The following is a 23,089-nucleotide window of genomic DNA, read 5'->3' as shown; positions in this document are numbered from 1 at the left end:
CATTGTAGAAATGAAGGCACTGGTTTCCCCCCAGTGCCTTTTTTATTTATCCCGCTTTATGTGCCTCAACCATTATCGTGTCGCTGGTAAACGAGCCATCTTCCTGTAACGCAAAGTAGTCTTTCACTTGTGCAGAAGCACTTTGTTGGTAGGCACGAATCGCGTCGCTCAACGCTGCAGGCGTACGCATCCGCGCCACCCACGAACTGAATTCCAGCGCCAGACGATCGGTTAACAAGGTATCGGCAATCAGATTGGCGTCATTGATTAACGACAACCACTCTCCGCTGGAATAGTTGCGTACGTGTGAGGTATCGCGTAACGCCTCCACGGTTTGCAACCAGATATCACGTACTGGGTGGCCAGGCGACATCACATCCATCACAATCAGTACACCACCGGGCTTCAGAACGCGGTTCACTTCCCGCAGCGCGCGCCCGACATCATGCCAGTGATGCGCGGAATAGCGGCTAATCACCACATCAAATACGTTACCTTCAAATGGCAGGCTTTCAGCATACCCCTGCCGTGTGGCGATATTATCCAGACCTCGGTCTTTTGCCGCCTTAGCAACCACTTCAAGCATCTGCGACGATAAATCATAAGCCATGACCTGCTTTACGTGTTGCGCGGCCACAAAGCTGGCGTGCCCTGCTCCGCATCCCATATCCAATACGCGAGCCTGTGGAAATGCCGACAACCTTTCCCCCAGACGTTGCAAGTCACGGCCAGAGGCGTGCACCGTACTGGTTAAATAGGCATTAGCCTGAGAGCCAAACTGTTTTTCGACGTTGTCATGGTGAGAGCGTGTTGTCATTGTGTTGTCCTTCGGTTGTTGAGAAATATGAAGGGCAACCGTCACAGGCCTGCCCTATGGCAGACCTGACACACCGTTATTGTTCAGGTTTGCCGGGACTGAATTCAACGAGTAGCGGGTTGTGATCGGATGCGCGGGTGACCAGCACAGAGGCTTCACTCACGTTCAGACCGCGATAGAACACAAAATCGAGAGGGCGACCAAACGCACGGCGGCGCTGATCGTCAGTAAAGCGAACCTGGCGCAGCGACATTTCACGCGCAAAGCGGTACAGCGCATTCATCCGTCGACGGCTCCAGGCATTAAAATCGCCGGCCATGATCACCGGACCGCTGTGATGAGCAATCTGATCGCCAATGGGAAGTAACTGCTTACTATAGACATCAACGCCAAGGCTAAAGTTAACCGCGTGGATATTCACCACCATTAACAGCCGAGTGTCAGGCAACGGGTACACCGTCACCAGCGCCGATTTCGCCAGCCGTAAAATAGGCTCACGCTCGCGCAATGGACAGCAGTAAACAGGATGAGCAGCAGAGAGCGTCATGACGCCAGAGGGATGCTGAGGCAGCACAAAGGCCGGAACCTGATCGGAAGCAAGATAGTTAGCGGTCGCAAACTGCACCAGTTCTGGCGTGGTTTGTGCTTCCTGCAATAACACCAGATGCGCATCTTTGCCAAAATTCTTCAGCACCGACTGCCATTCTGCGCGCTGCTGTTTAAAAATATTCCATACCAGCACGCGAATGCGATCTTCACTGCTTAACGGAACGCCTGCGGGTAATGCCTGGCCAATATGCGCAAACGACCCCGGCGGTAAAATCCGCTCGGCGGGTTGTCCGGCAACATAACGCATGGCATAGGTGTTTTTTCGCACTTTAGACTTTCAAACCTCTGTAACGTCAACCAGTCCGCAGCCGGACTGGTTCTTCTGTTATAGGGATTTTAGCACTCACTTTCAACGAACAATTGCAGTTTGTTTTGTAAGTGGGCGCTTACATCAATGATTTACCCCAAAGCAACGCGCGCGGGCTTATCAAGACGACCGCTGAGTCCCATCAGCAGGAAAGCAACCAGGACAATAAGTGCGCCAATCCACGGCGTCTGCGCCAGACCATAATGCTCGACTGTTTGTCCACCAATCACTGAACCCAGTGCAATGCCAATGTTAAACGCCGCAATGTTCAACCCTGACGCCACATCTACAGCATTAGGCGTAAATTGTTCCGCTTTCTGTACCACGTAGACCTGCAACCCCGGTACGTTACCAAAGGCAAAGATCCCCATTACCAGGATGGTAGCCAGCGCGGCATACTGCGTAGAAGCCGTCACCTGGAAGACCATCAGCAAAACAAACAACGCGGCGAAAATGAATTTCAGCGCAGGAACCGCACCATGCTTATCCGCCAGCTTACCGCCCCAGATATTGCCGATAGCCACTGATACGCCGTAACCCAGTAAGATCCAGCTTACTGCTGCCGGAGAGAATCCCGCCAGATCCTGCATCATCGGTGCCAGGAAGGTGAATGCCGTGAATACACCGCCGTAGCCCAGTGCCGTAACGGCATAAATCAGCAGCAGACGGGGATGAGTCAGCACCTTCACCTGGTCGCGAATGCTGGCGGCTGCACGACCGGGAATGTTGGCGGGGATCAACAGCTGGCTACTGATCAGTGCAATCACGCCTAACATTGATACCGCAAGGAAAGTCTCGCGCCAGCCAAAGTGTTGACCAATAAACGTACCCAGCGGCACGCCGGTTACCAGCGCCACCGTTAAGCCACCAAACATAATAGCGATGGCGGAGGCCGCTTTCTCTTTTGGCACCAGACTTGTCGCGATGGTAGAACCAATCGAGAAGAATACGCCGTGTGCCAGCCCAGTCAGCAGACGAGCGACAATGAGTGTCATATACCCGGGAGCCTGCCATGCCAGCAAATTCCCCGCCGTAAACAGAACCATCAGCGCAACCAGTAACTGTTTACGTGGCAGGCGTCCGGTCAAAGCGGTCAGTACCGGTGCGCCAATCGCCACACCCAGCGCATAGATGGAAACCAGCATCCCGGCGGAAGGTAACGAGATCGCCAGTTGTTGAGCGATGGTCGGCACCAGACCAACAATCACAAACTCAGTAGTGCCTATAGCGAAGGCACTAATTGTTAGTGCAAATAAAGCGAGAGGCATAAATAACTCCGTAACATCAGTAATCAGATGACACGCAGTATGCCTGGATGTTTTAATGACAAAAATATTCAAAATCTCAATATAATTTTGCGTCAGGTGCAAAAATGAAAGCAACCTCTGAAGAACTTGCGATTTTTGTAGCGGTAGTGGAAAGCGGCAGCTTTAGCCGGGCGGCAGAACAGCTTGGACAAGCCAATTCCGCGGTCAGTCGGGCAGTAAAAAAGCTGGAGATGAAACTGGGCGTCAGTTTGCTTAATCGAACGACCCGACAGCTAAGTCTCACTGAGGAAGGAGAGCGCTACTTCAGGCGGGTGCAGCAGATACTGCAAGAGATGGCTGCAGCAGAAACAGAAATCATGGAGTCGCGTAATACTCCGCGCGGCCTGCTGCGCATCGACGCAGCAACACCGGTGATGTTGCATTTCCTGATGCCGCTAATCAAACCGTTCCGGGAGCGGTATCCCGAGATGACGTTGTCTCTCGTCTCCTCGGAAACATTCATCAATCTTATTGAACGAAAAGTGGATGTTGCTATACGAGCGGGTACACTGACTGACTCGAGTCTACGTGCGCGTCCGTTATTTACCAGCTATCGCAAGATTATTGCCTCACCGGAGTACATTGCCCGTTTTGGTAGACCAGAGACCGTCGAGGAGTTAAAACAGCATCTGTGTCTGGGGTTTTCCGAACCGGTTTCGCTCAATACCTGGCCAATTGCCTGTAGCGACGGACAGCTGCATGAGGTCGAGTGTGGAATTTCTTCCAACAGTGGGGAAACGCTAAAACAGCTTTGCCTGAACGGCAACGGCATCGCCTGTCTTTCAGATTATATGATAGATAAAGAGATCGCGCAGGGAGAGCTAGTGGAACTGCTGGCCGATAAACGTCTGCCGGTAAAAATGCCTTTCAGCGCCGTTTACTACAGCGATCGTGCGGTCAGTACACGTATTCGTGCATTTATAGACTTTTTAAGTGAATATATAAGAACAGCTCCCGAAGGAGCTGTAAAAGAGGGGTAAGGGATACACAGGATCGGGCAATTAATCCCAGGCAGGAGCCAGACCTTCCGGGCTGACCAGACGATCTTTGCAGTCCAGTGCCGCGATCATTTTTTTATCTTCGGCATCCAGATGCAGTTCCAGCGCCAGCAGGTTGCTTGCCAGGTTTTCACGTTTGGTAGAAGAAGGAATTACGGAGTAACCTTCCCCCATTGCCCATGCCAGAATAACCTGCGCCGGGGTCGCGTTATGTTTAGCGGCAATGTGCGCAATCACTTCATCTTTCAGCGCGTTACCGTAAGCCAGCGTCATGTAAGAGGTGATGTGGATACCGTGTGCTTTCGCCCAGTCAACCACCTTACGGCTCTGAAGATACGGAGAAAGCTCAATCTGGTTGGTCGCAATATTGTCTGCGCCTACTGCGGCAATGGCTTTTTCCATCAGCGCAATGGTGAAGTTTGAGATACCAATTTCACGAGTCAGTCCCTGCTGTTTTGCTTCGAGCAGCGCCAGCATGAATTCCTCAACAGATACAGCATCTCCTGGAGATGGCCAGTGGATCAGCACCAAATCAACATAATCTGTACGCAGTTTCTTCAGGCTTTCTTTCAGACTTGGGATCAGTTTTTCTTTGCTGAGATTTTCAATCCAGATCTTGGTGGTGATGTACAGTTCGTTACGCGGTAGGCCACTTTCAGCAATCGCCTGACCAACAGCCGCTTCATTATCATAGATTTGCGCAGTGTCGACAGCACGGTAGCCCAGCTCAAGCGCCGTTTTAACAGAAGCGATAACCACGTCGTCTTTCAGGCGGAAAGTACCCAAACCAAATGCAGGGATAGCCATAGAATTCCTCTTTTTAATCACTATGTTCATCAACTAAGAGGATTATGACTTCCAGCTCTTTATAGAAAAATAGTGATAAATGCAGAGGATTTTTGCGGATTCAGCAATAATAAAATTGCAGGCAAAGAAAAAGCCCCTGGATCAGACGACCGTAAACATCATAAACGCAGGCTTTCTGCCGGAGCTGATGCTGCTGATTATGCTTCAGCGCCTGCCCTGACTGCGAGGCCTCCAGTTGGTTCCCCGCCGCGTCATACTGCCAGCGAACCGGAATGCTGAACCCCTCCCGGTAACTTTCTGGTTGCCCCTGTGGCGTCCAGCTCAGGCTGGTTACATGGCCTTCAGCGCGGAGTACCTTCACCAGTCGCCCGGCCGGGCTGTATTCATAATGCGTACTCTCTCCCGCGGCATCCGTCTCTTCCGCCAGTCGGTAAGCCTCATCATAGCGGTACTGCGTCGTTTTACCTGAACAGTCCTGCGCACTGCTGACCTGCCCGCGTGCATTATAAGTCAACCGTTGCACACCGCCTTTCTCATCCGTGAACGCCATAACCTGTCCCCAGGCATCACGCTGGTAGTAACAGCACTGTCCCAGCGCATCAATCACCGCGCATAGCCCAAAATGCTCATCATAAAAATACTGATACGTGCTCCCGTCAGGCCCGGTGACTTGTGCAGGCAGCGCCCGCTCTTCGTGCCAGCGGGTAAAAAAGCAGCTAAAGAGAAGGATTGAAATGAACGCGGCGCTGATGTGTTACGAGCACACCAACGCCGCTCACCACAACTAGCTATTAGGGAGTTAATCATGGCTGAACGCGATTCTACGCCAGAAGTGACTCTTTCCAAAACCCAGCGCCGGGTAAAAATCGGCGCTGTCGGCATCTGCCACACCAACCGTAAAACCAAAGTCCCCACCCATTACTCCCATAGCCCCGGCATCCACCTTAAAGGCAACTGGCTGGCTGAGGCGGATTTTGACACCGGGCGCGGCGTGACGGTGCGGATTTCGCAGGGGGTGCATCGTGCTGATTGCCGACTGCGATGAGGTGCAGGTGTAAGTAGCCCGCATAATCGTGCCATTCACATTTAGAGATCATCCGGCATAATCAATCTGCCAACGAAGGAGATCGCTATGCGTAAAGCCCGTTTTCAGGGCCAACGGCGTGGATTTACATACCGCGACGTACTACACCCTGGCGCGTACCCGCACACAGGGGCTGACCGGGTTCTGCGAAGGAGCCGAATTACTGGCTGCGATGGTAAGCCATGACTGGGATAAATTCTGGCCGCAGGATAATCATGCCCGTACCGGGATGCTGGACTGGTTCAATACCCGTACCGGCAATATTCTGCGCCAGCAAATGTCCTTCTCGGATGCCGACCTGCCGGTGCTGTACCGCACGGAACGGGCGTTACAGCTTATCTGCGACAAGCTCCAGCAGGTGGAGCTAAAGCAGAAGCCGCATGTGGAAAATTTGCTTTATTTTGTGCAGAACACACGCAAACGCTTTGAACCACAGCCAAAACGTCAGGCGGGTGAGCAATCGCAGACAACGGTACGAACTCTGGTCTATGCCCCGGAAGGCGCTCCGGCAGCGGCGGAAGTCACCCCTCCCCTGCCTGACCTTCCTGACATCAGGGTGGAAGTTCACCAGGACAGCACGAACGATGCGGAGCCGACCGTCAGAGCCACACCCGGTTATAGCGTCAGGAGCTTTATGGCGGGTGTTGTCTGTATGGCGGCTATCACTGCCGTACTGTGGTGGTGGCAGGTATACCCAATGCAGCAGCAACTGGCGCAGGTCAGGGATACCGCACAGGGTGCCGCCACCGTCTGGCTGACCACCCCGGACCTGGACAGCTACGGGCAACGGCTGCAACAGATTTCAGATGCGTCTCCACTACAGCCGCTGGAGACCGGTACGCTGATGACGCGCACGGCGGACAGCCGCTGGCCGGAGAGCCTGCAACAGCAGCAGGCAACCGCGCAGTGGAACACCGTCCTGAAAACCCACGCGCAGAGCAGCCCGCAAATGAAAGGATGGCAGCAGGCGCGCCAGAATCTGCGGGAATTTGCTGACCTGATGATGCAACGCGAGACCGAACAAAAGGGCTTCACGCTGTCCTATATCAAAACGGTGACCTGGCAGGCCGAGCGGTTGCTGAATCAGGAAACGCCACTGGAATATTTGTTGACGCAATACCAGGATGCTCGCGCCCGGAAACAAAATACAGATGCACTGGAAAAAGAGATTAATGAACGACTGGATGGGTAATGACTCCAACTTGTTGATAGTGTTTTATGTTCAGATAATGCCCGATGACTTTGTCATGCAGCTCCACCGATTTTGAGAACGACAGCGACTTCCGTCCCAGCCGTGCCAGGTGCTGCCTCAGATTCAGGTTATGCCGCTCAATTCGCTGCGTATATCGCTTGCTGATTACGTGCAGCTTTCCCTTCAGGCGGGATTCATACAGCGGCCAGCCATCCGTCATCCATATCACCACGTCAAAGGGTGACAGCAGGCTCATAAGACGCCCCAGCGTCGCCATAGTGCGTTCACCGAATACGTGCGCAACAACCGTCTTCCGGAGCCTGTCATACGCGTAAAACAGCCAGCGCTGGCGCGATTTAGCCCCGACGTATCCCCACTGTTCGTCCATTTCCGCGCAGACGATGACGTCACTGCCCGGCTGTATGCGCGAGGTTACCGACTGCGGCCTGAGTTTTTTAAGTGACGTAAAATCGTGTTGAGGCCAACGCCCATAATGCGGGCAGTTGCCCGGCATCCAACGCCATTCATGGCCATATCAATGATTTTCTGGTGCGTACCGGGTTGAGAAGCGGTGTAAGTGAACTGCAGTTGCCATGTTTTACGGCAGTGAGAGCAGAGATAGCGCTGATGTCCGGCGGTGCTTTTGCCGTTACGCACCACCCCGTCAGTAGCTGAACAGGAGGGACAGCTGATAGAAACAGAAGCCACTGGAGCACCTCAAAAACACCATCATACACTAAATCAGTAAGTTGGCAGCATCACCCACGCTTCAGTAGCTGGAAAAAGCTTTCTGCAACTGCGTTGTCGTGACAGTTACCACGATGGCTCATACTGCCCTCCAGACCGTGTGATTTCAGGAACGACTGCCACTCATGGCTTGTGTACTGACTACCTTGGTCAGAATGAACCAGCACCTGTTTTTGGGGATTACGTCGCCACACGGCCATCAAAAGTGCATTCAGAACAATATCTTTTGTCATCCGGGGTTGCATTGACCATGCCGATAACTTTGTGCGAGAACAGGTCAACAACTATGGCCAGATACAGCCAGCCTTCGTGGGTTCGGATGTAAGTTATGTCCGTTACCCAACGTTCATCCGGAGCTTCCGGGTTGAACTGTCGCTGGAGCCTGTTGGGTGTCACGATACTGACTTCACCTTTACGCGCTCGTGGGCTTCGATATCCGACCTGAGCCTTTATCCCGGCACGCTTCATCAGCCTCCAGACCCGGTTAATCCCACATTGTTGCCCGCTATCTCGCAGATCGAGATGGATTTTGCGATAGCCATAAACGCAACCGGACTCCAGCCAGAACTGTTTGATTTGTCCTGTCAGTCTGGCTGCTCTCTGTTGGTGGAAGAGTCCGGCCCGTATTTCTTTATCCAGGCATAAAGACTGTGGGTAGTGATATCGAGACGTGTTGCGACACTGGAAACAGAATAGCCACGATCAACAACCTGTTTGATTGCTTCAATTTTAAACTCTTCAGGATAACGCTTACTGCTCATGTCCACCTCCCTTTAAGCCATTTTAAATGACTCCGAGGTGTCTGTTAAACCTGTGGCGATTCACTTATTATCTTTTGCTTCCCCGGAATGCCGGAGGAAAACATAAGACGAAAAAAACCGCAAGTCTTTGTATGACTTGCGGTTTCTCAACTTATAAGGACGTATAAAATCATCCTTAAACAATAAGTGGCGGAACGGACGGGACTCGAACCCGCGACCCCCTGCGTGACAGGCAGGTATTCTAACCAACTGAACTACCGCTCCACCGAATTTTTTTGTCACTACCCGGATTCTTCATCCCGGTTTACTGCAATTTGATTGCCTGGCAGTTCCCTACTCTCGCATGGGGAGACCCCACACTACCATCGGCGCTACGGCGTTTCACTTCTGAGTTCGGCATGGGGTCAGGTGGGACCACCGCGCTACAGCCGCCAGGCAAATTCTGTTTATCAACACGCTTTTGCATGTCGATATAATCTGTAATCAAGCTGAATATGATGTCTGTCTTTCGCCAAAACATCTTCGGCGTTGTAAGGTTAAGCCTCACGGTTCATTAGTATCGGTTAGCTCAACGTATCGCTACGCTTACACACCCGACCTATCAACGTCGTCGTCTTCAACGTTCCTTCAGGAGACTTTAAGTCTCAGGGAGAACTCATCTCGGGGCAAGTTTCGTGCTTAGATGCTTTCAGCACTTATCTCTTCCGCATTTAGCTACCGGGCAATGCCATTGGCATGACAACCCGAACACCAGTGATGCGTCCACTCCGGTCCTCTCGTACTAGGAGCAGCCCCCCTCAATTCTCCAGCGCCCACGGCAGATAGGGACCGAACTGTCTCACGACGTTCTAAACCCAGCTCGCGTACCACTTTAAATGGCGAACAGCCATACCCTTGGGACCTACTTCAGCCCCAGGATGTGATGAGCCGACATCGAGGTGCCAAACACCGCCGTCGATATGAACTCTTGGGCGGTATCAGCCTGTTATCCCCGGAGTACCTTTTATCCGTTGAGCGATGGCCCTTCCATTCAGAACCACCGGATCACTAAGACCTGCTTTCGCACCTGCTCGAGCCGTCACTCTCGCAGTCAAGCTAGCTTATGCCTTTGCACTAACCTCCTGATGTCCGACCAGGATTAGCTAACCTTCGTGCTCCTCCGTTACTCTTTAGGAGGAGACCGCCCCAGTCAAACTACCCACCAGACACTGTCCGCAACCCGGATTACGGGTCCACGTTAGAACACCAGCCATTAAAGGGTGGTATTTCAAGGATGGCTCCATGCAGACTGGCGTCCACACTTCAAAGCCTCCCACCTATCCTACACATCAAGGACCAGTGTTCAGTGTCAAGCTATAGTAAAGGTTCACGGGGTCTTTCCGTCTTGCCGCGGGTACACTGCATCTTCACAGCGAGTTCAATTTCACTGAGTCTCGGGTGGAGACAGCCTGGCCATCATTACGCCATTCGTGCAGGTCGGAACTTACCCGACAAGGAATTTCGCTACCTTAGGACCGTTATAGTTACGGCCGCCGTTTACCGGGGCTTCGATCAAGAGCTTCTCCTTACGGATAACCCCATCAATTAACCTTCCGGCACCGGGCAGGCGTCACACCGTATACGTCCACTTTCGTGTTTGCACAGTGCTGTGTTTTTAATAAACAGTTGCAGCCAGCTGGTATCTTCGACTGATTTCAGCTCCATGAGTAAATCACTTCACCTACATATCAGCGTGCCTTCTCCCGAAGTTACGGCACCATTTTGCCTAGTTCCTTCACCCGAGTTCTCTCAAGCGCCTTGGTATTCTCTACCTGACCACCTGTGTCGGTTTGGGGTACGATTTCGTGTTACCTGATGCTTAGAGGCTTTTCCTGGAAGCAGGGCATTTGTTACTTCAGCACCGTAGTGCCTCGTCATCACACCTCAGCGTTAAAAAGGTACCGGATTTACCTGGAACCTCCGCCTACATGCTTAAACCGGGACAACCGTCGCCCGGCTAACATAGCCTTCTCCGTCCCCCCTTCGCAGTAACACCAAGTACAGGAATATTAACCTGTTTCCCATCGACTACGCCTTTCGGCCTCGCCTTAGGGGTCGACTCACCCTGCCCCGATTAACGTTGGACAGGAACCCTTGGTCTTCCGGCGTGCGGGTTTTTCACCCGCATTATCGTTACTTATGTCAGCATTCGCACTTCTGATACCTCCAGCATGCCTCACAGCACACCTTCAACGGCTTACAGAACGCTCCCCTACCCAACAACACATAGTGTCGCTGCCGCAGCTTCGGTGCATGGTTTAGCCCCGTTACATCTTCCGCGCAGGCCGACTCGACCAGTGAGCTATTACGCTTTCTTTAAATGATGGCTGCTTCTAAGCCAACATCCTGGCTGTCTGTGCCTTCCCACATCGTTTCCCACTTAACCATGACTTTGGGACCTTAGCTGGCGGTCTGGGTTGTTTCCCTCTTCACGACGGACGTTAGCACCCGCCGTGTGTCTCCCGTGATAACATTCTTCGGTATTCGCAGTTTGCATCGGGTTGGTAAGTCGGGATGACCCCCTAGCCGAAACAGTGCTCTACCCCCGAAGATGAATTCACGAGGCGCTACCTAAATAGCTTTCGGGGAGAACCAGCTATCTCCCGGTTTGATTGGCCTTTCACCCCCAGCCACAAGTCATCCGCTAATTTTTCAACATTAGTCGGTTCGGTCCTCCAGTTAGTGTTACCCAACCTTCAACCTGCCCATGGCTAGATCACCGGGTTTCGGGTCTATACCCTGCAACTTAACGCCCAGTTAAGACTCGGTTTCCCTTCGGCTCCCCTATACGGTTAACCTTGCTACAGAATATAAGTCGCTGACCCATTATACAAAAGGTACGCAGTCACCCCATAAAGAGGCTCCCACTGCTTGTACGTACACGGTTTCAGGTTCTTTTTCACTCCCCTCGCCGGGGTTCTTTTCGCCTTTCCCTCACGGTACTGGTTCACTATCGGTCAGTCAGGAGTATTTAGCCTTGGAGGATGGTCCCCCCATATTCAGACAGGATACCACGTGTCCCGCCCTACTCTTCGAGTTCACAACCTGTGCATTTTGGTGTACGGGACTATCACCCTGTACCGTCGGACTTTCCAGACCGTTCCACTAACACACAAGCTGATTCAGACTCTGGGCTGCTCCCCGTTCGCTCGCCGCTACTGGGGGAATCTCGGTTGATTTCTTTTCCTCGGGGTACTTAGATGTTTCAGTTCCCCCGGTTCGCTTCATTACGCTATGTATTCACGTAATGATAGTGTGTCGGAACACACTGGGTTTCCCCATTCGGAAATCGCCGGTTATAACGGTTCATATCACCTTACCGACGCTTATCGCAGATTAGCACGTCCTTCATCGCCTCTGACTGCCAGGGCATCCACCGTGTACGCTTAGTCGCTTAACCTCACAACCCGAAGATGTTTCTTTCGATTCATCATCGTGTTGCGAAAATTTGAGAGACTCGAACACACCATTTTTCATTTCTTATTACGGAGAAATGAAACAGTGTGTCGTTTCAATTTTCAGCTTGATCCAGATTTTTAAAGAGCAAATATCTCAAACGTCACCCGAAGGTAAGTTTTGAGATATTGGGGTCGGCGACTTTCACTCACACATACCAGCAAGTGGCGTCCCCTAGGGGATTCGAACCCCTGTTACCGCCGTGAAAGGGCGGTGTCCTGGGCCTCTAGACGAAGGGGACGTGTAAGTCTCAATCGCAAGACGCCTTGCTATTTACTTTTCATCAGACAATCTGTGTGAGCACTACAAAGGCAGGTTCTTTAAGGTAAGGAGGTGATCCAACCGCAGGTTCCCCTACGGTTACCTTGTTACGACTTCACCCCAGTCATGAATCACAAAGTGGTAAGCGCCCTCCGAAGGTTAAGCTACCTACTTCTTTTGCAACCCACTCCCATGGTGTGACGGGCGGTGTGTACAAGGCCCGGGAACGTATTCACCGTGGCATTCTGATCCACGATTACTAGCGATTCCGACTTCATGGAGTCGAGTTGCAGACTCCAATCCGGACTACGACATACTTTATGAGGTCCGCTTGCTCTCGCGAGGTCGCTTCTCTTTGTATATGCCATTGTAGCACGTGTGTAGCCCTACTCGTAAGGGCCATGATGACTTGACGTCATCCCCACCTTCCTCCAGTTTATCACTGGCAGTCTCCTTTGAGTTCCCGACCGAATCGCTGGCAACAAAGGATAAGGGTTGCGCTCGTTGCGGGACTTAACCCAACATTTCACAACACGAGCTGACGACAGCCATGCAGCACCTGTCTCAGAGTTCCCGAAGGCACCAAAGCATCTCTGCTAAGTTCTCTGGATGTCAAGAGTAGGTAAGGTTCTTCGCGTTGCATCGAATTAAACCACATGCTCCACCGCTTGTGCGGGCCCCCGTCAATTCATTTGAGTTTTAACCTTGCGGCCGTACTCCCCAGGCGGTCGACTTAACGCGTTAGCTCCGGAAGCCACGCCTCAAGGGCACAACCTCCAAGTCGACATCGTTTACGGCGTGGACTACCAGGGTATCTAATCCTGTTTGCTCCCCACGCTTTCGCACCTGAGCGTCAGTCTTTGTCCAGGGGGCCGCCTTCGCCACCGGTATTCCTCCAGATCTCTACGCATTTCACCGCTACACCTGGAATTCTACCCCCCTCTACAAGACTCTAGCCTGCCAGTTTCGGATGCAGTTCCCAGGTTGAGCCCGGGGATTTCACATCCGACTTGACAGACCGCCTGCGTGCGCTTTACGCCCAGTAATTCCGATTAACGCTTGCACCCTCCGTATTACCGCGGCTGCTGGCACGGAGTTAGCCGGTGCTTCTTCTGCGAGTAACGTCAATCGTTGCGGTTATTAACCACAACGCCTTCCTCCTCGCTGAAAGTACTTTACAACCCGAAGGCCTTCTTCATACACGCGGCATGGCTGCATCAGGCTTGCGCCCATTGTGCAATATTCCCCACTGCTGCCTCCCGTAGGAGTCTGGACCGTGTCTCAGTTCCAGTGTGGCTGGTCATCCTCTCAGACCAGCTAGGGATCGTCGCCTAGGTGAGCCGTTACCCCACCTACTAGCTAATCCCATCTGGGCACATCCGATGGCAAGAGGCCCGAAGGTCCCCCTCTTTGGTCTTGCGACGTTATGCGGTATTAGCTACCGTTTCCAGTAGTTATCCCCCTCCATCGGGCAGTTTCCCAGACATTACTCACCCGTCCGCCACTCGTCACCCAAGGAGCAAGCTCCTCTGTGCTACCGTTCGACTTGCATGTGTTAGGCCTGCCGCCAGCGTTCAATCTGAGCCATGATCAAACTCTTCAATTTAAGTTTGATGCTCGTGAATTAAACTTCGTAATGAATTACGTATGTTCACTCAGAGACTTGGTATTCATTTTTCGTCTTGCGACGTTAAGAATCCGTATCTTCGAGTGCCCACACAGATTGTCTGATAAATTGTTAAAGAGCAGTTGCGACGCGCTTTAGCGCTCTGTCGCGAGGTGGCGTATATTACGCTTTCCTCTTTCAGAGTCAACCCTCATTTTCAGGTTTTTCTCTTCAACCGAACCGGCTGTTTGTGTGAAGTGATTCACATCCGCCGTGTCGATGGAGGCGCATTATAGGGAGTCGACTCAGGAAGACAAGCGGAAAAATGCATTTTTGTTTCAACCGCTCACCTTTTGCCCATAACGCTTACTTTTGCTGCTTTTTTATCGCCATTGGCAGGTCTGCCAGACTATTTATGACCAAATCTGCCGCATTTTCTGCTTCCGGTGTGACGGGTTTGCCTGTGCGCACCAATACCTTCGTGCCAACATTCGCAGCTGCCGCCGCCTGCATATCTTCAATTTTGTCGCCTACCATATAAGAAGCGGCCATATCGATGTGCAAGAAGTCTCGGGCGGAGATAAACATGCCAGGATGCGGTTTACGACAGTCGCAGACCTGACGATACTCTTCCACGGTACCCTGTGGGTGATGCGGGCAGTAGTAGATGCCATCCAGCTCAACATCGCGATCGGCCAGCGACCAGTCCATCCATTCGGTCAACGTTTCAAACTGCGCCTCAGTAAATTTACCACGCGCGATACCAGACTGGTTCGTCACAATAATGAGCGCGTAACCCATCTTTTTAAGTTCACGCATGGCATCAATAACGCCGTCGATAAACTCAAACTCATCGATCTCATGTACATAACCGTGGTCCACATTAATGGTACCGTCACGGTCGAGAAAAATTGCGGGTACAGACTTTGCCACCTTTTATAGCTCCTGAATAAGGCATGTGGCTCTAGTATCGCATGTTTCAGCGGGCAAGAAAGTGCTCATCGCGCAAAGCCTGATTGATTTAGACGTCTGGATGCCTTAACATCCATCTTGTTGACGGCTTCGACCGTACCTGACAGACGAAAATGCCACGGCTAACTTAATTACGATAATAAATAACCAATGATTAAACTTTCGAATATCACCAAAGTGTTCCAGCAGGGGACTCGCACCATTCAGGCGTTAAATAACGTCAGCCTGCATGTTCCTGCAGGGCAGATTTATGGCGTTATTGGCGCCTCCGGTGCCGGTAAAAGTACGCTCATCCGCTGCGTTAACTTACTTGAACGCCCAACCGAAGGCAGCGTTCAGGTCGGCGGTCAGGAACTCACGACGCTTTCTGAGTCAGAGCTGACCAAAGCTCGCCGTCAAATCGGCATGATTTTCCAACACTTTAACCTGCTCTCTTCCCGCACCGTGTTTGGCAACGTCGCGCTGCCGCTGGAACTGGATAACACGCCAAAAGAAGAGATCAAACGCCGTGTAACAGAACTGTTGGATTTGGTTGGTCTTGGTGACAAGCACGATAGCTACCCGGCCAATCTTTCCGGTGGACAAAAACAGCGCGTGGCGATCGCCCGTGCGCTGGCAAGCAATCCCAAAGTGCTGCTGTGTGATGAAGCCACCAGCGCACTCGATCCGGCAACGACCCGCTCGATTCTGGAATTATTGAAAGACATTAACCGTCGTCTGGGACTTACCATTCTGCTGATAACCCATGAGATGGACGTTGTAAAACGCATTTGTGACTGCGTGGCGGTCATCAGTGATGGTGAACTGATCGAACAGGACACCGTTAGCGAAGTGTTCTCACACCCGAAAACGCCGCTGGCACAGAAATTTATTCAGTCCACGCTGCACCTGGATATCCCGGAAGATTACCTGGAACGGTTAAAAGCCGAGCCAGAAGCAGACAGTGTGCCGATGCTGCGTATGGAATTCACCGGTCATTCGGTCGATGCGCCGCTACTTTCTGAGACGGCCCGCCGTTTTAACGTTAATAACAACATTATAAGCGCGCAGATGGATTACGCCGGCGGTGTGAAATTCGGCATCATGCTGACTGAAATGCACGGCACACAGGAAGATACACAAGCAGCCATCAACTGGTTGCAGGAACACCATGTAAAAGTAGAGGTACTAGGTTATGTCTGAGCCGATGATGTGGCTGCTGGTTCGCGGCGTATGGGAAACGCTGGCAATGACCTTTGTGTCCGGTTTTTTTGGTTTTGTGATCGGTCTGCCGGTTGGCGTGTTGCTGTACGTAACGCGTCCGGGGCAAATCATTGAGAACGCGAAGCTCTACCGTACGCTCTCTGCGCTGGTGAACATTTTCCGTTCCATCCCGTTCATCATCTTATTGGTGTGGATGATTCCGTTCACCCGCATGATCGTAGGCACCTCTATCGGACTGCAGGCCGCTATCGTCCCGCTGACCGTCGGCGCCGCGCCGTTTATCGCCCGTATGGTGGAAAACGCGCTGCTCGAAATCCCGACCGGGCTAATAGAAGCCTCTCGTGCGATGGGCGCCACGCCGCTGCAAATTGTACGTAAGGTATTACTGCCAGAAGCGCTGCCAGGACTGGTCAATGCGGCCACCATCACTCTTATCACGCTGGTTGGTTACTCCGCGATGGGCGGTGCCGTCGGTGCCGGTGGTCTTGGACAGATTGGTTATCAGTACGGCTATATTGGTTACAACGCTACAGTAATGAATACAGTACTGGTATTGCTCGTCGTTCTGGTTTATTTAATTCAGTTATCCGGCGATCGCATCGTCCGGGCTGTCACGCACAAATAACGTTGCACACAACACTAAAAACTCATTAAGAAAAGGAAATAAGCATGGCGTTCAAATTCAAAACCTTTGCGGCAGTTGGAGCCCTGATCGGTTCTCTGGCACTTGTGGGTTGCGGTCAGGATGAAAAAGATCCTAATCACATCAAAGTGGGCGTTATTGTTGGCGCAGAGCAGCAGGTTGCAGAAGTCGCGCAGAAAGTAGCTAAAGAAAAATACGGTCTGGACGTTGAGCTGGTCACGTTTAACGATTACGTTCTGCCTAACGAAGCGCTGAGCAAAGGCGATATCGATGCTAACGCCTTCCAGCACAAACCGTACCTGGATCAGCAGATCAAAGATCGCGGTTACAAGCTGGTTGCTGTAGGCAATACTTTTGTTTACCCGATTGCGGGCTATTCCAAAAAAATCAAATCACTGGATGAGCTGCAGGACGGTTCACAGGTCGCGATTCCAAACGACCCGACTAACCTTGGCCGTTCCTTGCTGCTGCTGCAAAAAGTGGGCTTAATCAAGCTGAAAGACGGTGTTGGCCTGCTGCCGACCGCGCTGGACGTGATTGAAAACCCGAAAAACCTGAAGCTGGTTGAACTGGAAGCGCCGCAGCTGCCGCGTTCTCTGGACGATGCTCAAATCGCACTGGCGGTCATCAACACCACCTACGCCAGCCAGATCGGCCTGACCCCGGCAAAAGACGGTATCTTTGTTGAAGATAAAGATTCTCCGTACGTAAACCTGATCGTGACTCGTGAAGACAACAAAGATGCTGAGAACGTGAAGAAATTCGTTCAGGCATACCAGTCTGATGAAGTGTACGAAGCAGCAAACAAAGTCTTCAACGGCGGTGCTGTTAAGGGCTGGTAATTTTAGGCTGTTTACAGAATATGTAATATCATCAGGACGGGCGCTTGCCCGTCTTGTCATTTATGCAAGCACCTGATTCAATATCTGACGTTTAGATCATTCATTGAGGAAATATTATGCGTGCTTTACCGATCTGTTTAGTAGCACTCTTGCTGAGCGGCTGTTCTATGTTAAGCAGATCCCCTGTTGAACCCGTTCAAAGCACCGCAACCCCGCCGAAAGCGGAGCCGGAAAAACCGAAAGCACCGCGCGCGACGCCGGTAAGAATCATTACTAACGCTGAAGATTTAGTAGGCAAGCCGTTCCGCGATCTTGGCGAAGTTAGCGGTGAATCCTGCCAGGCATCCAACCAGGATTCCCCTCCGAGCATTCCAACCGCGCGCAAACGCATGCAGATTAACGCATCAAAAATGAAAGCTAATGCGGTATTGCTGCACAGTTGCGAAGTGACCAGCGGAACGCCGGGTTGCTATCGTCAGGCGGTTTGCATCGGTTCTGCACTGAACATTTCGGCGAAATGAGCCATTTTCAGTTCGAGCAAATAGGCGTTATCCGCTCACCATATAAAGAAAAGTTCGCCGTTCCACGCCAGCCAGGTCTGGTGAAAAGCGCCTGCGGTGAACTGCATTTGCTCGCACCTTACAACCAGGCCGATGCTATTCGCGGCCTGGAAGCCTTCAGTCATTTGTGGGTGATTTTTGTTTTTCACCAGACAATGGAAGGTGGATGGCGTCCGACCGTGCGCCCTCCCCGTCTTGGTGGCAACGCCAGAATGGGTGTCTTTGCCACACGTTCAACGTTTCGTCCTAACCCTGTTGGCATGTCGTTGGTTGAGCTGCGGGGCACCCGCTGCCATAAAGAGCACGTAATCCTCGAACTCGGTGGACTGGACCTTGTTGACGGAACGCCAGTAGTGGATATTAAGCCGTATCTGCCGTTTGCCGAATCGCTGCCTGATGCTCGTGCCAGCTATGCCCAGGACGCCCCTCAGGCCAGCGTCGAGGTGACGTTCAGTGAAGATCTCGCGGAGCAGCTACTGAAGCTCGAACAACGTTACCCGCGTCTTCGTCAGTTTATTACCGAAGTGCTGGCGCAGGATCCGCGTCCTGCCTACCGTAAAAATGAGGAAGAAGGCAAAACCTACGCCGTCTGGCTGCTGGACTTTAACGTCCGCTGGCGCGTCACACCGTCAGGATTTGAGGTCTTTGCTCTGGAGGCCCGCTAATTTGCGTCGCGTACTCTTTTGACATCCCTTTCTCGCTGGTAAACTAAACCACTTTTGTTTTGTGCCAGGCTCGTTTTGAGCCTGTTCGATCGTTCAACTGGAACCGTAACAACATGCGTACTAGCCAATATCTGCTCTCCACTCTGAAGGAGACACCTGCCGACGCCGAAGTCATCAGCCACCAGCTGATGCTGCGCGCCGGGATGATCCGCAAGCTGGCCTCCGGGTTATATACCTGGCTGCCGACCGGCGTGCGCGTCCTGAAAAAAGTCGAAAATATCGTGCGTGAAGAGATGAACAACGCCGGTGCGATCGAGGTGTTGATGCCGGTCGTTCAGCCTTCTGAACTGTGGGAAGAGAGTGGCCGTTGGGAACAATACGGCCCGGAACTGCTGCGTATTGCTGACCGTGGCGATCGTTCGTTCGTCCTCGGCCCAACGCATGAAGAAGTGATCACCGACCTGATCCGTAACGAGCTGAGCTCTTACAAACAGCTGCCGCTGAACTTCTATCAGATCCAGACCAAATTCCGTGACGAAGTCCGTCCGCGCTTCGGCGTGATGCGTTCCCGCGAATTCCTGATGAAAGATGCCTACTCTTTCCACACATCTCAGGAATCCCTGCAGGAAACCTACGATGCGATGTACGCTGCGTACAGCAAAATTTTCAGCCGTATGGGGCTGGATTTCCGTGCAGTACAAGCGGATACCGGTTCTATTGGCGGCAGCGCCTCTCACGAATTCCAGGTCCTGGCACAGAGCGGCGAAGACGATGTGATCTTCTCCGACTCCTCCGATTATGCGGCGAACATCGAATTCGCCGAAGCCGTTGCGCCGAAAGAGCCGCGCGCAGCAGCAACTCAGGAAATGACGCTGGTTGATACTCCGAACGCCAAAACCATCGCCGAACTAGTTGAGCAGTTCAACCTGCCTATCGAAAAAACCGTGAAAACCCTGCTGGTGAAAGCGGTTGAAGGCAGCAGCTACCCGCTGGTCGCCCTGCTGGTTCGTGGCGATCACGAGCTGAACGAAGTCAAAGCGGAAAAACTGCCGCAGGTTGCCAGCCCGCTGACCTTTGCCACCGAAGAAGAAATTCGTGCGTTGGTAAAAGCAGGTCCAGGCTCGCTCGGTCCGGTGAATATGCCGATTCCGGTGGTTATCGACCGTACCGTCGCAGTAATGAGCGATTTCGCTGCCGGTGCCAACATCGACGGTAAACACTATTTCGGTATCAACTGGGATCGCGACGTAGTTACCCCGGAAGTTGCAGATATCCGTAACGTGGTCGCCGGCGACCCGAGCCCGGACGGCAAAGGTACGCTGATGATCAAACGCGGTATCGAAGTCGGCCACATCTTCCAGTTGGGTACCAAGTACTCTGAAGCGATGAAAGCCGCCGTACAGGGCGAAGATGGTCGTAACCAGATCCTGACCATGGGTTGCTACGGTATCGGGGTCACTCGCGTGGTTGCTGCTGCTATCGAACAGAACTATGACGATCGCGGCATCGTATGGCCAGACGCCATTGCCCCGTTCCAGGTCGCGATTTTGCCGATGAACATGCACAAGTCCTACCGCGTGCAGGAACTGGCGGAAAAACTGTACGCTGAGCTGCGCGCTCAGGGCATTGAAGTGCTGATGGACGACCGTAAAGAGCGTCCGGGCGTGATGTTTGCCGATATGGAACTGATCGGTATTCCGCACACTATCGTGCTGGGCGACCGTAACCTCGACAACGACGATATCGAATACAAATACCGTCGTAACGGCGAGAAAGAGCTGATTAAAACCGGCGACATCGTCGACTTCCTGGTCAAAGCCATTAAAGGCTAATACCAACAAAAAGGCCCTGATTATCAGGGCCTTTTTTCTATCGATTAATTACACGCTTTACCGGGGATAAATTTCGCGTCTTTATCCGCCATCAACGTTTTCACTTTCTCACCCGTATCCGGGTTTGACTCCAGCGTGAAATGCGCCTCAAGCGTCAGCAATACGGACTGTCCGTTTTCTGCACGCGCAGCTAAATAGTCACGTTCAAGCTGAGCATTATTCGCCACCGGCATCCGTTTACCCGTTGCGCAGTCGGTAAAGATTGCCGCGTCAGCCATATAGAAATACATGCCTCGCATCGGCATTGGCGTCACCGGTAAGCTGGCGGAAACTGGCTGGAGCGTGTAGTTAAACTGTGACTCAATCGGGTTACCTTCACGATCGAGCATTTCCAGCGCCTCGCCTTTAGCCCGGTAGTACGACTTTTCACCTTTGCTGTCGGTCAGCACCAGCTTGTCGGCAGTGCGCGCCCATGTGCCATAAGAGGCAAACGAAGACGGTTCATCCCGCACGCCCTGATAACGTTCGTTCATCACCCATGTACCGTCTTTTTCCAGAAACAGAGAGGTTTCAATCCCTTCACAGTCCGCGCAAGGTAAGATGCCACGCCAGCTTTGCTGCATCGGTTTTAATTCTGCCGCCCGCGTCGGCTGTAGTACTTCAACTTCAGTACGGTTATTACAGCCGATCAAGGAAAAAAGCGTGCATGCAGCGACTACGGACAATATTGCTGTTTTCACTATCAATTCCTTATAAATTTTTATTCCCGCTCGTCAGTCTTGCGTTCGACGAACTCTCCCACGCAGTGCTTTCACTGTGGATTTTTGCGCCTTTGATGACAACCTGCGCTCTTTCGAGGCGCGTGTAGGGCGAGTTGCCTGTCGGCTTTTTTGCACTGCGGTTAATTCTTTTATCACCGCTACCAGCCGGGAGATTGCCGCTTCCCGATTAAGTTCCTGGCTACGGTATTCCTGCGCCTTAATGATAATAACGCCATCACCGCTAATCAGATGATGGCTGGCGGCAAGCAAACGTTCCTTGTAATACTCTGGCAGGCCAGAGGCCCGAATGTCAAAGCGCAAATGGATAGCCGTCGAGGTCTTGTTAACGTGCTGACCGCCCGCGCCCTGCGCCCGAATCGCCGTGATTTCCAGCTCATTATCAGGGATAGAGACGTTTCGGGAGATAACAATCATGAACGCGGCTGCCACGCGGTCAGATGAATTTCCAGATTGTTCTGAGAGTCAGACAGCCAGATAGCACCGTCCTGGATAGTTGCCTGCAGCGCCATTGTACGACCTGCAAAATCACTCAGTTGCGCCAGTTGTTCATCATCCAGATACCACACGGTCAGATTTTTAAACTGCGCGCACTTGTTCTGATTTTGCTGCCACCAGATCTGAGCCGCACGGCTGTTGTAAGCAAACAGGGCAACCTCTCTAGACTGGATACAGGCTTTTTTAATACGGCGCTCATCCGGCAGACCCAGCTCAATCCAGAGATCGATACCCAGATGGTCGTTACGCAGCCATGCTTCAGGCTCGTCTTCCGCACTCAGACCACGCGTGAACTGCAGCCGTTCATCGGCATATTTGATCCAGGCCAGCAGGCGCAACATCATGCGCTCCTGGGTTTCAGAGGGGTGACGCGCCAGCGTCAAGGCCGCGTCAAGGAACTGGTTGCGGTCAAGATCCGCTACGTTGACGACGGCTTTATAAATTGTCGCTTTAAGCGCCATGAGAGAACTCCTTTCGATTCAGGCGCACATTGTAGCGAAAACTGCGGCAAAAGGCTGCTAACTGCTCCTCTATCAAGGCGCTGATATTGCTTGAATGAGTATGGTATAGTCACCTTGCTAAACAGAGTTTATCTTCGTAGGCTTAGACTTGCATCCACGGTTAAGTCAGAGTGCTGACAGGAGGGCATGTGGAAAAATATTGTGAGTTAATACGCAAGCGGTACGCGGAAATCGCCAGCGGAGACTTAGGGTATATCCCGGATGCGCTGGGTTGCGTATTGAAGGTGCTTAATGAAGTGGCGGCAGACAGCGCCCTTCCAGAGTCGGTCAGGGAAAAAGCGGCGTATGCTGCCGCGAACTTACTGGTGAGCGATTATGTCAATGAATGAAACGTATCAACCCATCAACTGCGATGATTACGACAATCTTGAACTCGCCTGCCAGCACCATTTGTTACTGACGCTGGCGCTAAAAGATGGCGAAGTTTTGCAGGCGAAAGCGAACGACCTGGTTTCACGCAAAAACGTGGAGTATCTGGTCGCAGATGTCGCAGGTGAAACCCGGGAGCTTCGTCTCGACAAAATTGCCAGCTTCAGCCACCCGCAGATCGGTACCGTGGTGGTCAGCGAATCTTAACTTTTTT

At 52.3% G+C, this 23,089-nt stretch carries 20 protein-coding genes, 2 tRNA genes, 3 rRNA genes and 3 pseudogenes; 11 read left to right on the top strand and 17 right to left on the bottom strand.

What is annotated here, in order from left to right; all coding sequences use genetic code 11:
• Nucleotides 1-46: 46 nt before the first annotated feature.
• The 3 genes from E6P06_RS08535 to E6P06_RS08525 all read right to left on the bottom strand — a co-directional run bounded on the left by E6P06_RS08535 (nt 47) and on the right by E6P06_RS08525 (nt 3,001).
• The gene (locus E6P06_RS08535) at nt 47-817 is read right to left on the bottom strand and encodes a class I SAM-dependent methyltransferase (protein WP_139935119.1); all 771 of its coding nucleotides are present in this window, start codon (nt 815-817) and stop codon (nt 47-49) included.
• Nucleotides 818-893: 76 nt separating this feature from the next.
• Nucleotides 894-1,694: an endonuclease/exonuclease/phosphatase family protein gene (locus tag E6P06_RS08530; protein ID WP_139935118.1), complete on the bottom strand. Its 801-nt coding sequence runs from the start codon at nt 1,692-1,694 to the stop codon at nt 894-896.
• Between the two features lie 131 nt (nt 1,695-1,825).
• Nucleotides 1,826-3,001: an MFS transporter gene (locus tag E6P06_RS08525; protein ID WP_057101297.1), complete on the bottom strand. Its 1,176-nt coding sequence runs from the start codon at nt 2,999-3,001 to the stop codon at nt 1,826-1,828.
• 104 nt (nt 3,002-3,105) lie between these two features.
• On the opposite strand from E6P06_RS08525, the gene yafC reads away from it, so the two are divergent.
• Nucleotides 3,106-4,020, top strand: a complete 915-nt coding sequence (yafC, locus tag E6P06_RS08520; protein ID WP_003843865.1) for a DNA-binding transcriptional regulator YafC — start codon at nt 3,106-3,108, stop codon at nt 4,018-4,020.
• 21 nt (nt 4,021-4,041) lie between these two features.
• Here the strand turns inward: yafC and dkgB are convergent, their stop codons facing one another.
• On the bottom strand, nt 4,042-4,845 hold the full coding sequence (gene dkgB, locus E6P06_RS08515) for a 2,5-didehydrogluconate reductase DkgB (protein WP_139935117.1): 804 nt from the start codon (nt 4,843-4,845) through the stop codon (nt 4,042-4,044).
• 100 nt (nt 4,846-4,945) lie between these two features.
• A complete protein-coding gene (locus E6P06_RS08510) occupies nt 4,946-5,395 on the bottom strand; it encodes an RHS repeat domain-containing protein (RefSeq protein WP_139935116.1) in 450 nt (149 codons plus the stop codon).
• Nucleotides 5,396-5,650: 255 nt separating this feature from the next.
• Between E6P06_RS08510 and E6P06_RS08505 the strand changes: the two are divergent.
• Nucleotides 5,651-5,903: pseudogene (locus tag E6P06_RS08505) on the top strand (SymE family type I addiction module toxin).
• 87 nt (nt 5,904-5,990) lie between these two features.
• Nucleotides 5,991-7,121: pseudogene (locus tag E6P06_RS08500) on the top strand (VasL domain-containing protein); the annotation flags it as partial.
• Here the strand turns inward: E6P06_RS08500 and E6P06_RS08495 are convergent.
• The 9 genes and pseudogenes from E6P06_RS08495 to gmhB form a co-directional block, all read right to left on the bottom strand.
• Nucleotides 7,099-7,829 (bottom strand): IS1-like element IS1A family transposase gene (locus E6P06_RS08495; RefSeq protein WP_246862895.1). Its coding sequence is split into 2 segments (ribosomal slippage): nt 7,099-7,580 and nt 7,580-7,829, totalling 732 coding nucleotides; the frame shifts between segments, so codons are not numbered across the junction. The pseudogene E6P06_RS08500 and the gene E6P06_RS08495 overlap by 23 nt on opposite strands.
• A gap of 50 nt (nt 7,830-7,879) precedes the next feature.
• Nucleotides 7,880-8,429: pseudogene (locus E6P06_RS08490) on the bottom strand (IS3 family transposase).
• Between the two features lie 23 nt (nt 8,430-8,452).
• A complete protein-coding gene (locus tag E6P06_RS28220) occupies nt 8,453-8,629 on the bottom strand; it encodes a transposase (protein ID WP_003843898.1) in 177 nt (58 codons plus the stop codon).
• 187 nt (nt 8,630-8,816) lie between these two features.
• Nucleotides 8,817-8,893: transfer RNA gene (locus E6P06_RS08485), tRNA-Asp, on the bottom strand.
• A gap of 56 nt (nt 8,894-8,949) precedes the next feature.
• Nucleotides 8,950-9,065: ribosomal RNA gene (gene rrf / locus E6P06_RS08480) — 5S ribosomal RNA — on the bottom strand.
• 96 nt (nt 9,066-9,161) lie between these two features.
• Nucleotides 9,162-12,068, bottom strand: a 23S ribosomal RNA gene (locus E6P06_RS08475).
• 221 nt (nt 12,069-12,289) lie between these two features.
• A tRNA-Glu gene (locus E6P06_RS08470) sits at nt 12,290-12,365 on the bottom strand.
• Nucleotides 12,366-12,450: 85 nt separating this feature from the next.
• Nucleotides 12,451-13,991 (bottom strand): 16S ribosomal RNA (locus tag E6P06_RS08465).
• Together the 16S, 23S and 5S rRNA genes with 2 tRNA genes alongside form the textbook arrangement of a ribosomal RNA operon.
• Before the next feature lie 366 nt (nt 13,992-14,357).
• Nucleotides 14,358-14,924, bottom strand: a complete 567-nt coding sequence (gene gmhB / locus E6P06_RS08460) for a D-glycero-beta-D-manno-heptose 1,7-bisphosphate 7-phosphatase (protein WP_003829138.1) — start codon at nt 14,922-14,924, stop codon at nt 14,358-14,360.
• Nucleotides 14,925-15,113: 189 nt separating this feature from the next.
• On the opposite strand from gmhB, the gene metN reads away from it, so the two are divergent.
• The 6 genes from metN to proS all read left to right on the top strand — a co-directional run bounded on the left by metN (nt 15,114) and on the right by proS (nt 20,708).
• The gene (metN, locus tag E6P06_RS08455) at nt 15,114-16,145 is read left to right on the top strand and encodes a methionine ABC transporter ATP-binding protein MetN (protein WP_048233857.1); all 1,032 of its coding nucleotides are present in this window, start codon (nt 15,114-15,116) and stop codon (nt 16,143-16,145) included.
• Nucleotides 16,138-16,791 (top strand): methionine ABC transporter permease MetI, encoded by a 654-nt coding sequence (locus tag E6P06_RS08450; RefSeq protein WP_003018471.1) that lies wholly within the window; start codon nt 16,138-16,140, stop codon nt 16,789-16,791. Before metN ends, E6P06_RS08450 begins: the two co-directional genes overlap by 8 nt.
• A gap of 44 nt (nt 16,792-16,835) precedes the next feature.
• On the top strand, nt 16,836-17,651 hold the full coding sequence (gene metQ, locus E6P06_RS08445; RefSeq protein ID WP_003018474.1) for a methionine ABC transporter substrate-binding lipoprotein MetQ: 816 nt from the start codon (nt 16,836-16,838) through the stop codon (nt 17,649-17,651).
• Nucleotides 17,652-17,767: 116 nt separating this feature from the next.
• Complete coding sequence (gene rcsF / locus E6P06_RS08440; protein WP_003018477.1) at nt 17,768-18,172, top strand: Rcs stress response system protein RcsF; 405 nt, start codon at nt 17,768-17,770, stop codon at nt 18,170-18,172.
• Nucleotides 18,169-18,876: a tRNA (N6-threonylcarbamoyladenosine(37)-N6)-methyltransferase TrmO gene (tsaA, locus tag E6P06_RS08435; RefSeq protein WP_139935115.1), complete on the top strand. Its 708-nt coding sequence runs from the start codon at nt 18,169-18,171 to the stop codon at nt 18,874-18,876. The genes rcsF and tsaA overlap by 4 nt, the downstream gene beginning before the upstream one ends.
• Before the next feature lie 113 nt (nt 18,877-18,989).
• Nucleotides 18,990-20,708: a proline--tRNA ligase gene (gene proS / locus E6P06_RS08430; protein WP_016149584.1), complete on the top strand. Its 1,719-nt coding sequence runs from the start codon at nt 18,990-18,992 to the stop codon at nt 20,706-20,708.
• Nucleotides 20,709-20,752: 44 nt separating this feature from the next.
• On the opposite strand, the gene nlpE is transcribed toward proS, so the two are convergent.
• The 3 genes from nlpE to E6P06_RS08415 are packed head-to-tail and all read right to left on the bottom strand — an operon-like array spanning nt 20,753 to nt 22,446.
• Nucleotides 20,753-21,451 (bottom strand): envelope stress response activation lipoprotein NlpE, encoded by a 699-nt coding sequence (gene nlpE, locus E6P06_RS08425; RefSeq protein WP_085951559.1) that lies wholly within the window; start codon nt 21,449-21,451, stop codon nt 20,753-20,755.
• Between the two features lie 30 nt (nt 21,452-21,481).
• Nucleotides 21,482-21,904, bottom strand: coding sequence for an alternative ribosome rescue aminoacyl-tRNA hydrolase ArfB (arfB, locus tag E6P06_RS08420; protein ID WP_003018489.1), 423 nt, complete (start codon nt 21,902-21,904; stop codon nt 21,482-21,484).
• Nucleotides 21,901-22,446 carry a YaeQ family protein gene (locus E6P06_RS08415; RefSeq protein WP_139935114.1) on the bottom strand — a complete coding sequence of 182 codons (546 nt, stop codon included), beginning with the start codon at nt 22,444-22,446 and terminating at the stop codon, nt 21,901-21,903. Before E6P06_RS08415 ends, arfB begins: the two co-directional genes overlap by 4 nt.
• A gap of 188 nt (nt 22,447-22,634) precedes the next feature.
• Here E6P06_RS08415 and E6P06_RS08410 point away from each other — a divergent pair, with 188 nt between their 5' ends.
• Both E6P06_RS08410 and rof read left to right on the top strand, forming a co-directional pair.
• The gene (locus E6P06_RS08410) at nt 22,635-22,835 is read left to right on the top strand and encodes a YaeP family protein (protein ID WP_003018499.1); all 201 of its coding nucleotides are present in this window, start codon (nt 22,635-22,637) and stop codon (nt 22,833-22,835) included.
• Nucleotides 22,822-23,082 (top strand): Rho-binding antiterminator, encoded by a 261-nt coding sequence (gene rof / locus E6P06_RS08405; RefSeq protein ID WP_003018503.1) that lies wholly within the window; start codon nt 22,822-22,824, stop codon nt 23,080-23,082. The genes E6P06_RS08410 and rof overlap by 14 nt, the downstream gene beginning before the upstream one ends.
• The last annotated feature ends 7 nt before the right edge of the window (nt 23,083-23,089 follow it).

This window comes from Citrobacter sp. CF971 (assembly GCF_006385635.1).
Lineage (GTDB): Bacteria > Pseudomonadota > Gammaproteobacteria > Enterobacterales > Enterobacteriaceae > Citrobacter > Citrobacter freundii.
Note: the sequence above shows the minus strand (reverse complement) of the source record. Positions and strands in the feature narration are given on the sequence as shown.

Bases quoted from the DNA above. Each gene is read 5' to 3' on its own strand.
- proS (WP_016149584.1), top strand. From the start codon at position 18,990: ATGCGTACTAGCCAATATCTGCTCTCCACTCTGAAGGAGACACCTGCC.
- E6P06_RS08525 (WP_057101297.1), bottom strand. From the start codon at position 3,001: ATGCCTCTCGCTTTATTTGCACTAACAATTAGTGCCTTCGCTATAGGC.
- dkgB (WP_139935117.1), bottom strand. From the start codon at position 4,845: ATGGCTATCCCTGCATTTGGTTTGGGTACTTTCCGCCTGAAAGACGAC.
- E6P06_RS08510 (WP_139935116.1), bottom strand. From the start codon at position 5,395: ATGGCGTTCACGGATGAGAAAGGCGGTGTGCAACGGTTGACTTATAAT.
- E6P06_RS28220 (WP_003843898.1), bottom strand. From the start codon at position 8,629: ATGAGCAGTAAGCGTTATCCTGAAGAGTTTAAAATTGAAGCAATCAAA.
- E6P06_RS08450 (WP_003018471.1), top strand. From the start codon at position 16,138: ATGTCTGAGCCGATGATGTGGCTGCTGGTTCGCGGCGTATGGGAAACG.
- metQ (WP_003018474.1), top strand. From the start codon at position 16,836: ATGGCGTTCAAATTCAAAACCTTTGCGGCAGTTGGAGCCCTGATCGGT.
- yafC (WP_003843865.1), top strand. From the start codon at position 3,106: ATGAAAGCAACCTCTGAAGAACTTGCGATTTTTGTAGCGGTAGTGGAA.
- rcsF (WP_003018477.1), top strand. From the start codon at position 17,768: ATGCGTGCTTTACCGATCTGTTTAGTAGCACTCTTGCTGAGCGGCTGT.
- E6P06_RS08535 (WP_139935119.1), bottom strand. From the start codon at position 817: ATGACAACACGCTCTCACCATGACAACGTCGAAAAACAGTTTGGCTCT.
- arfB (WP_003018489.1), bottom strand. From the start codon at position 21,904: ATGATTGTTATCTCCCGAAACGTCTCTATCCCTGATAATGAGCTGGAA.
- metN (WP_048233857.1), top strand. From the start codon at position 15,114: ATGATTAAACTTTCGAATATCACCAAAGTGTTCCAGCAGGGGACTCGC.
- tsaA (WP_139935115.1), top strand. From the start codon at position 18,169: ATGAGCCATTTTCAGTTCGAGCAAATAGGCGTTATCCGCTCACCATAT.
- E6P06_RS08415 (WP_139935114.1), bottom strand. From the start codon at position 22,446: ATGGCGCTTAAAGCGACAATTTATAAAGCCGTCGTCAACGTAGCGGAT.
- rof (WP_003018503.1), top strand. From the start codon at position 22,822: ATGTCAATGAATGAAACGTATCAACCCATCAACTGCGATGATTACGAC.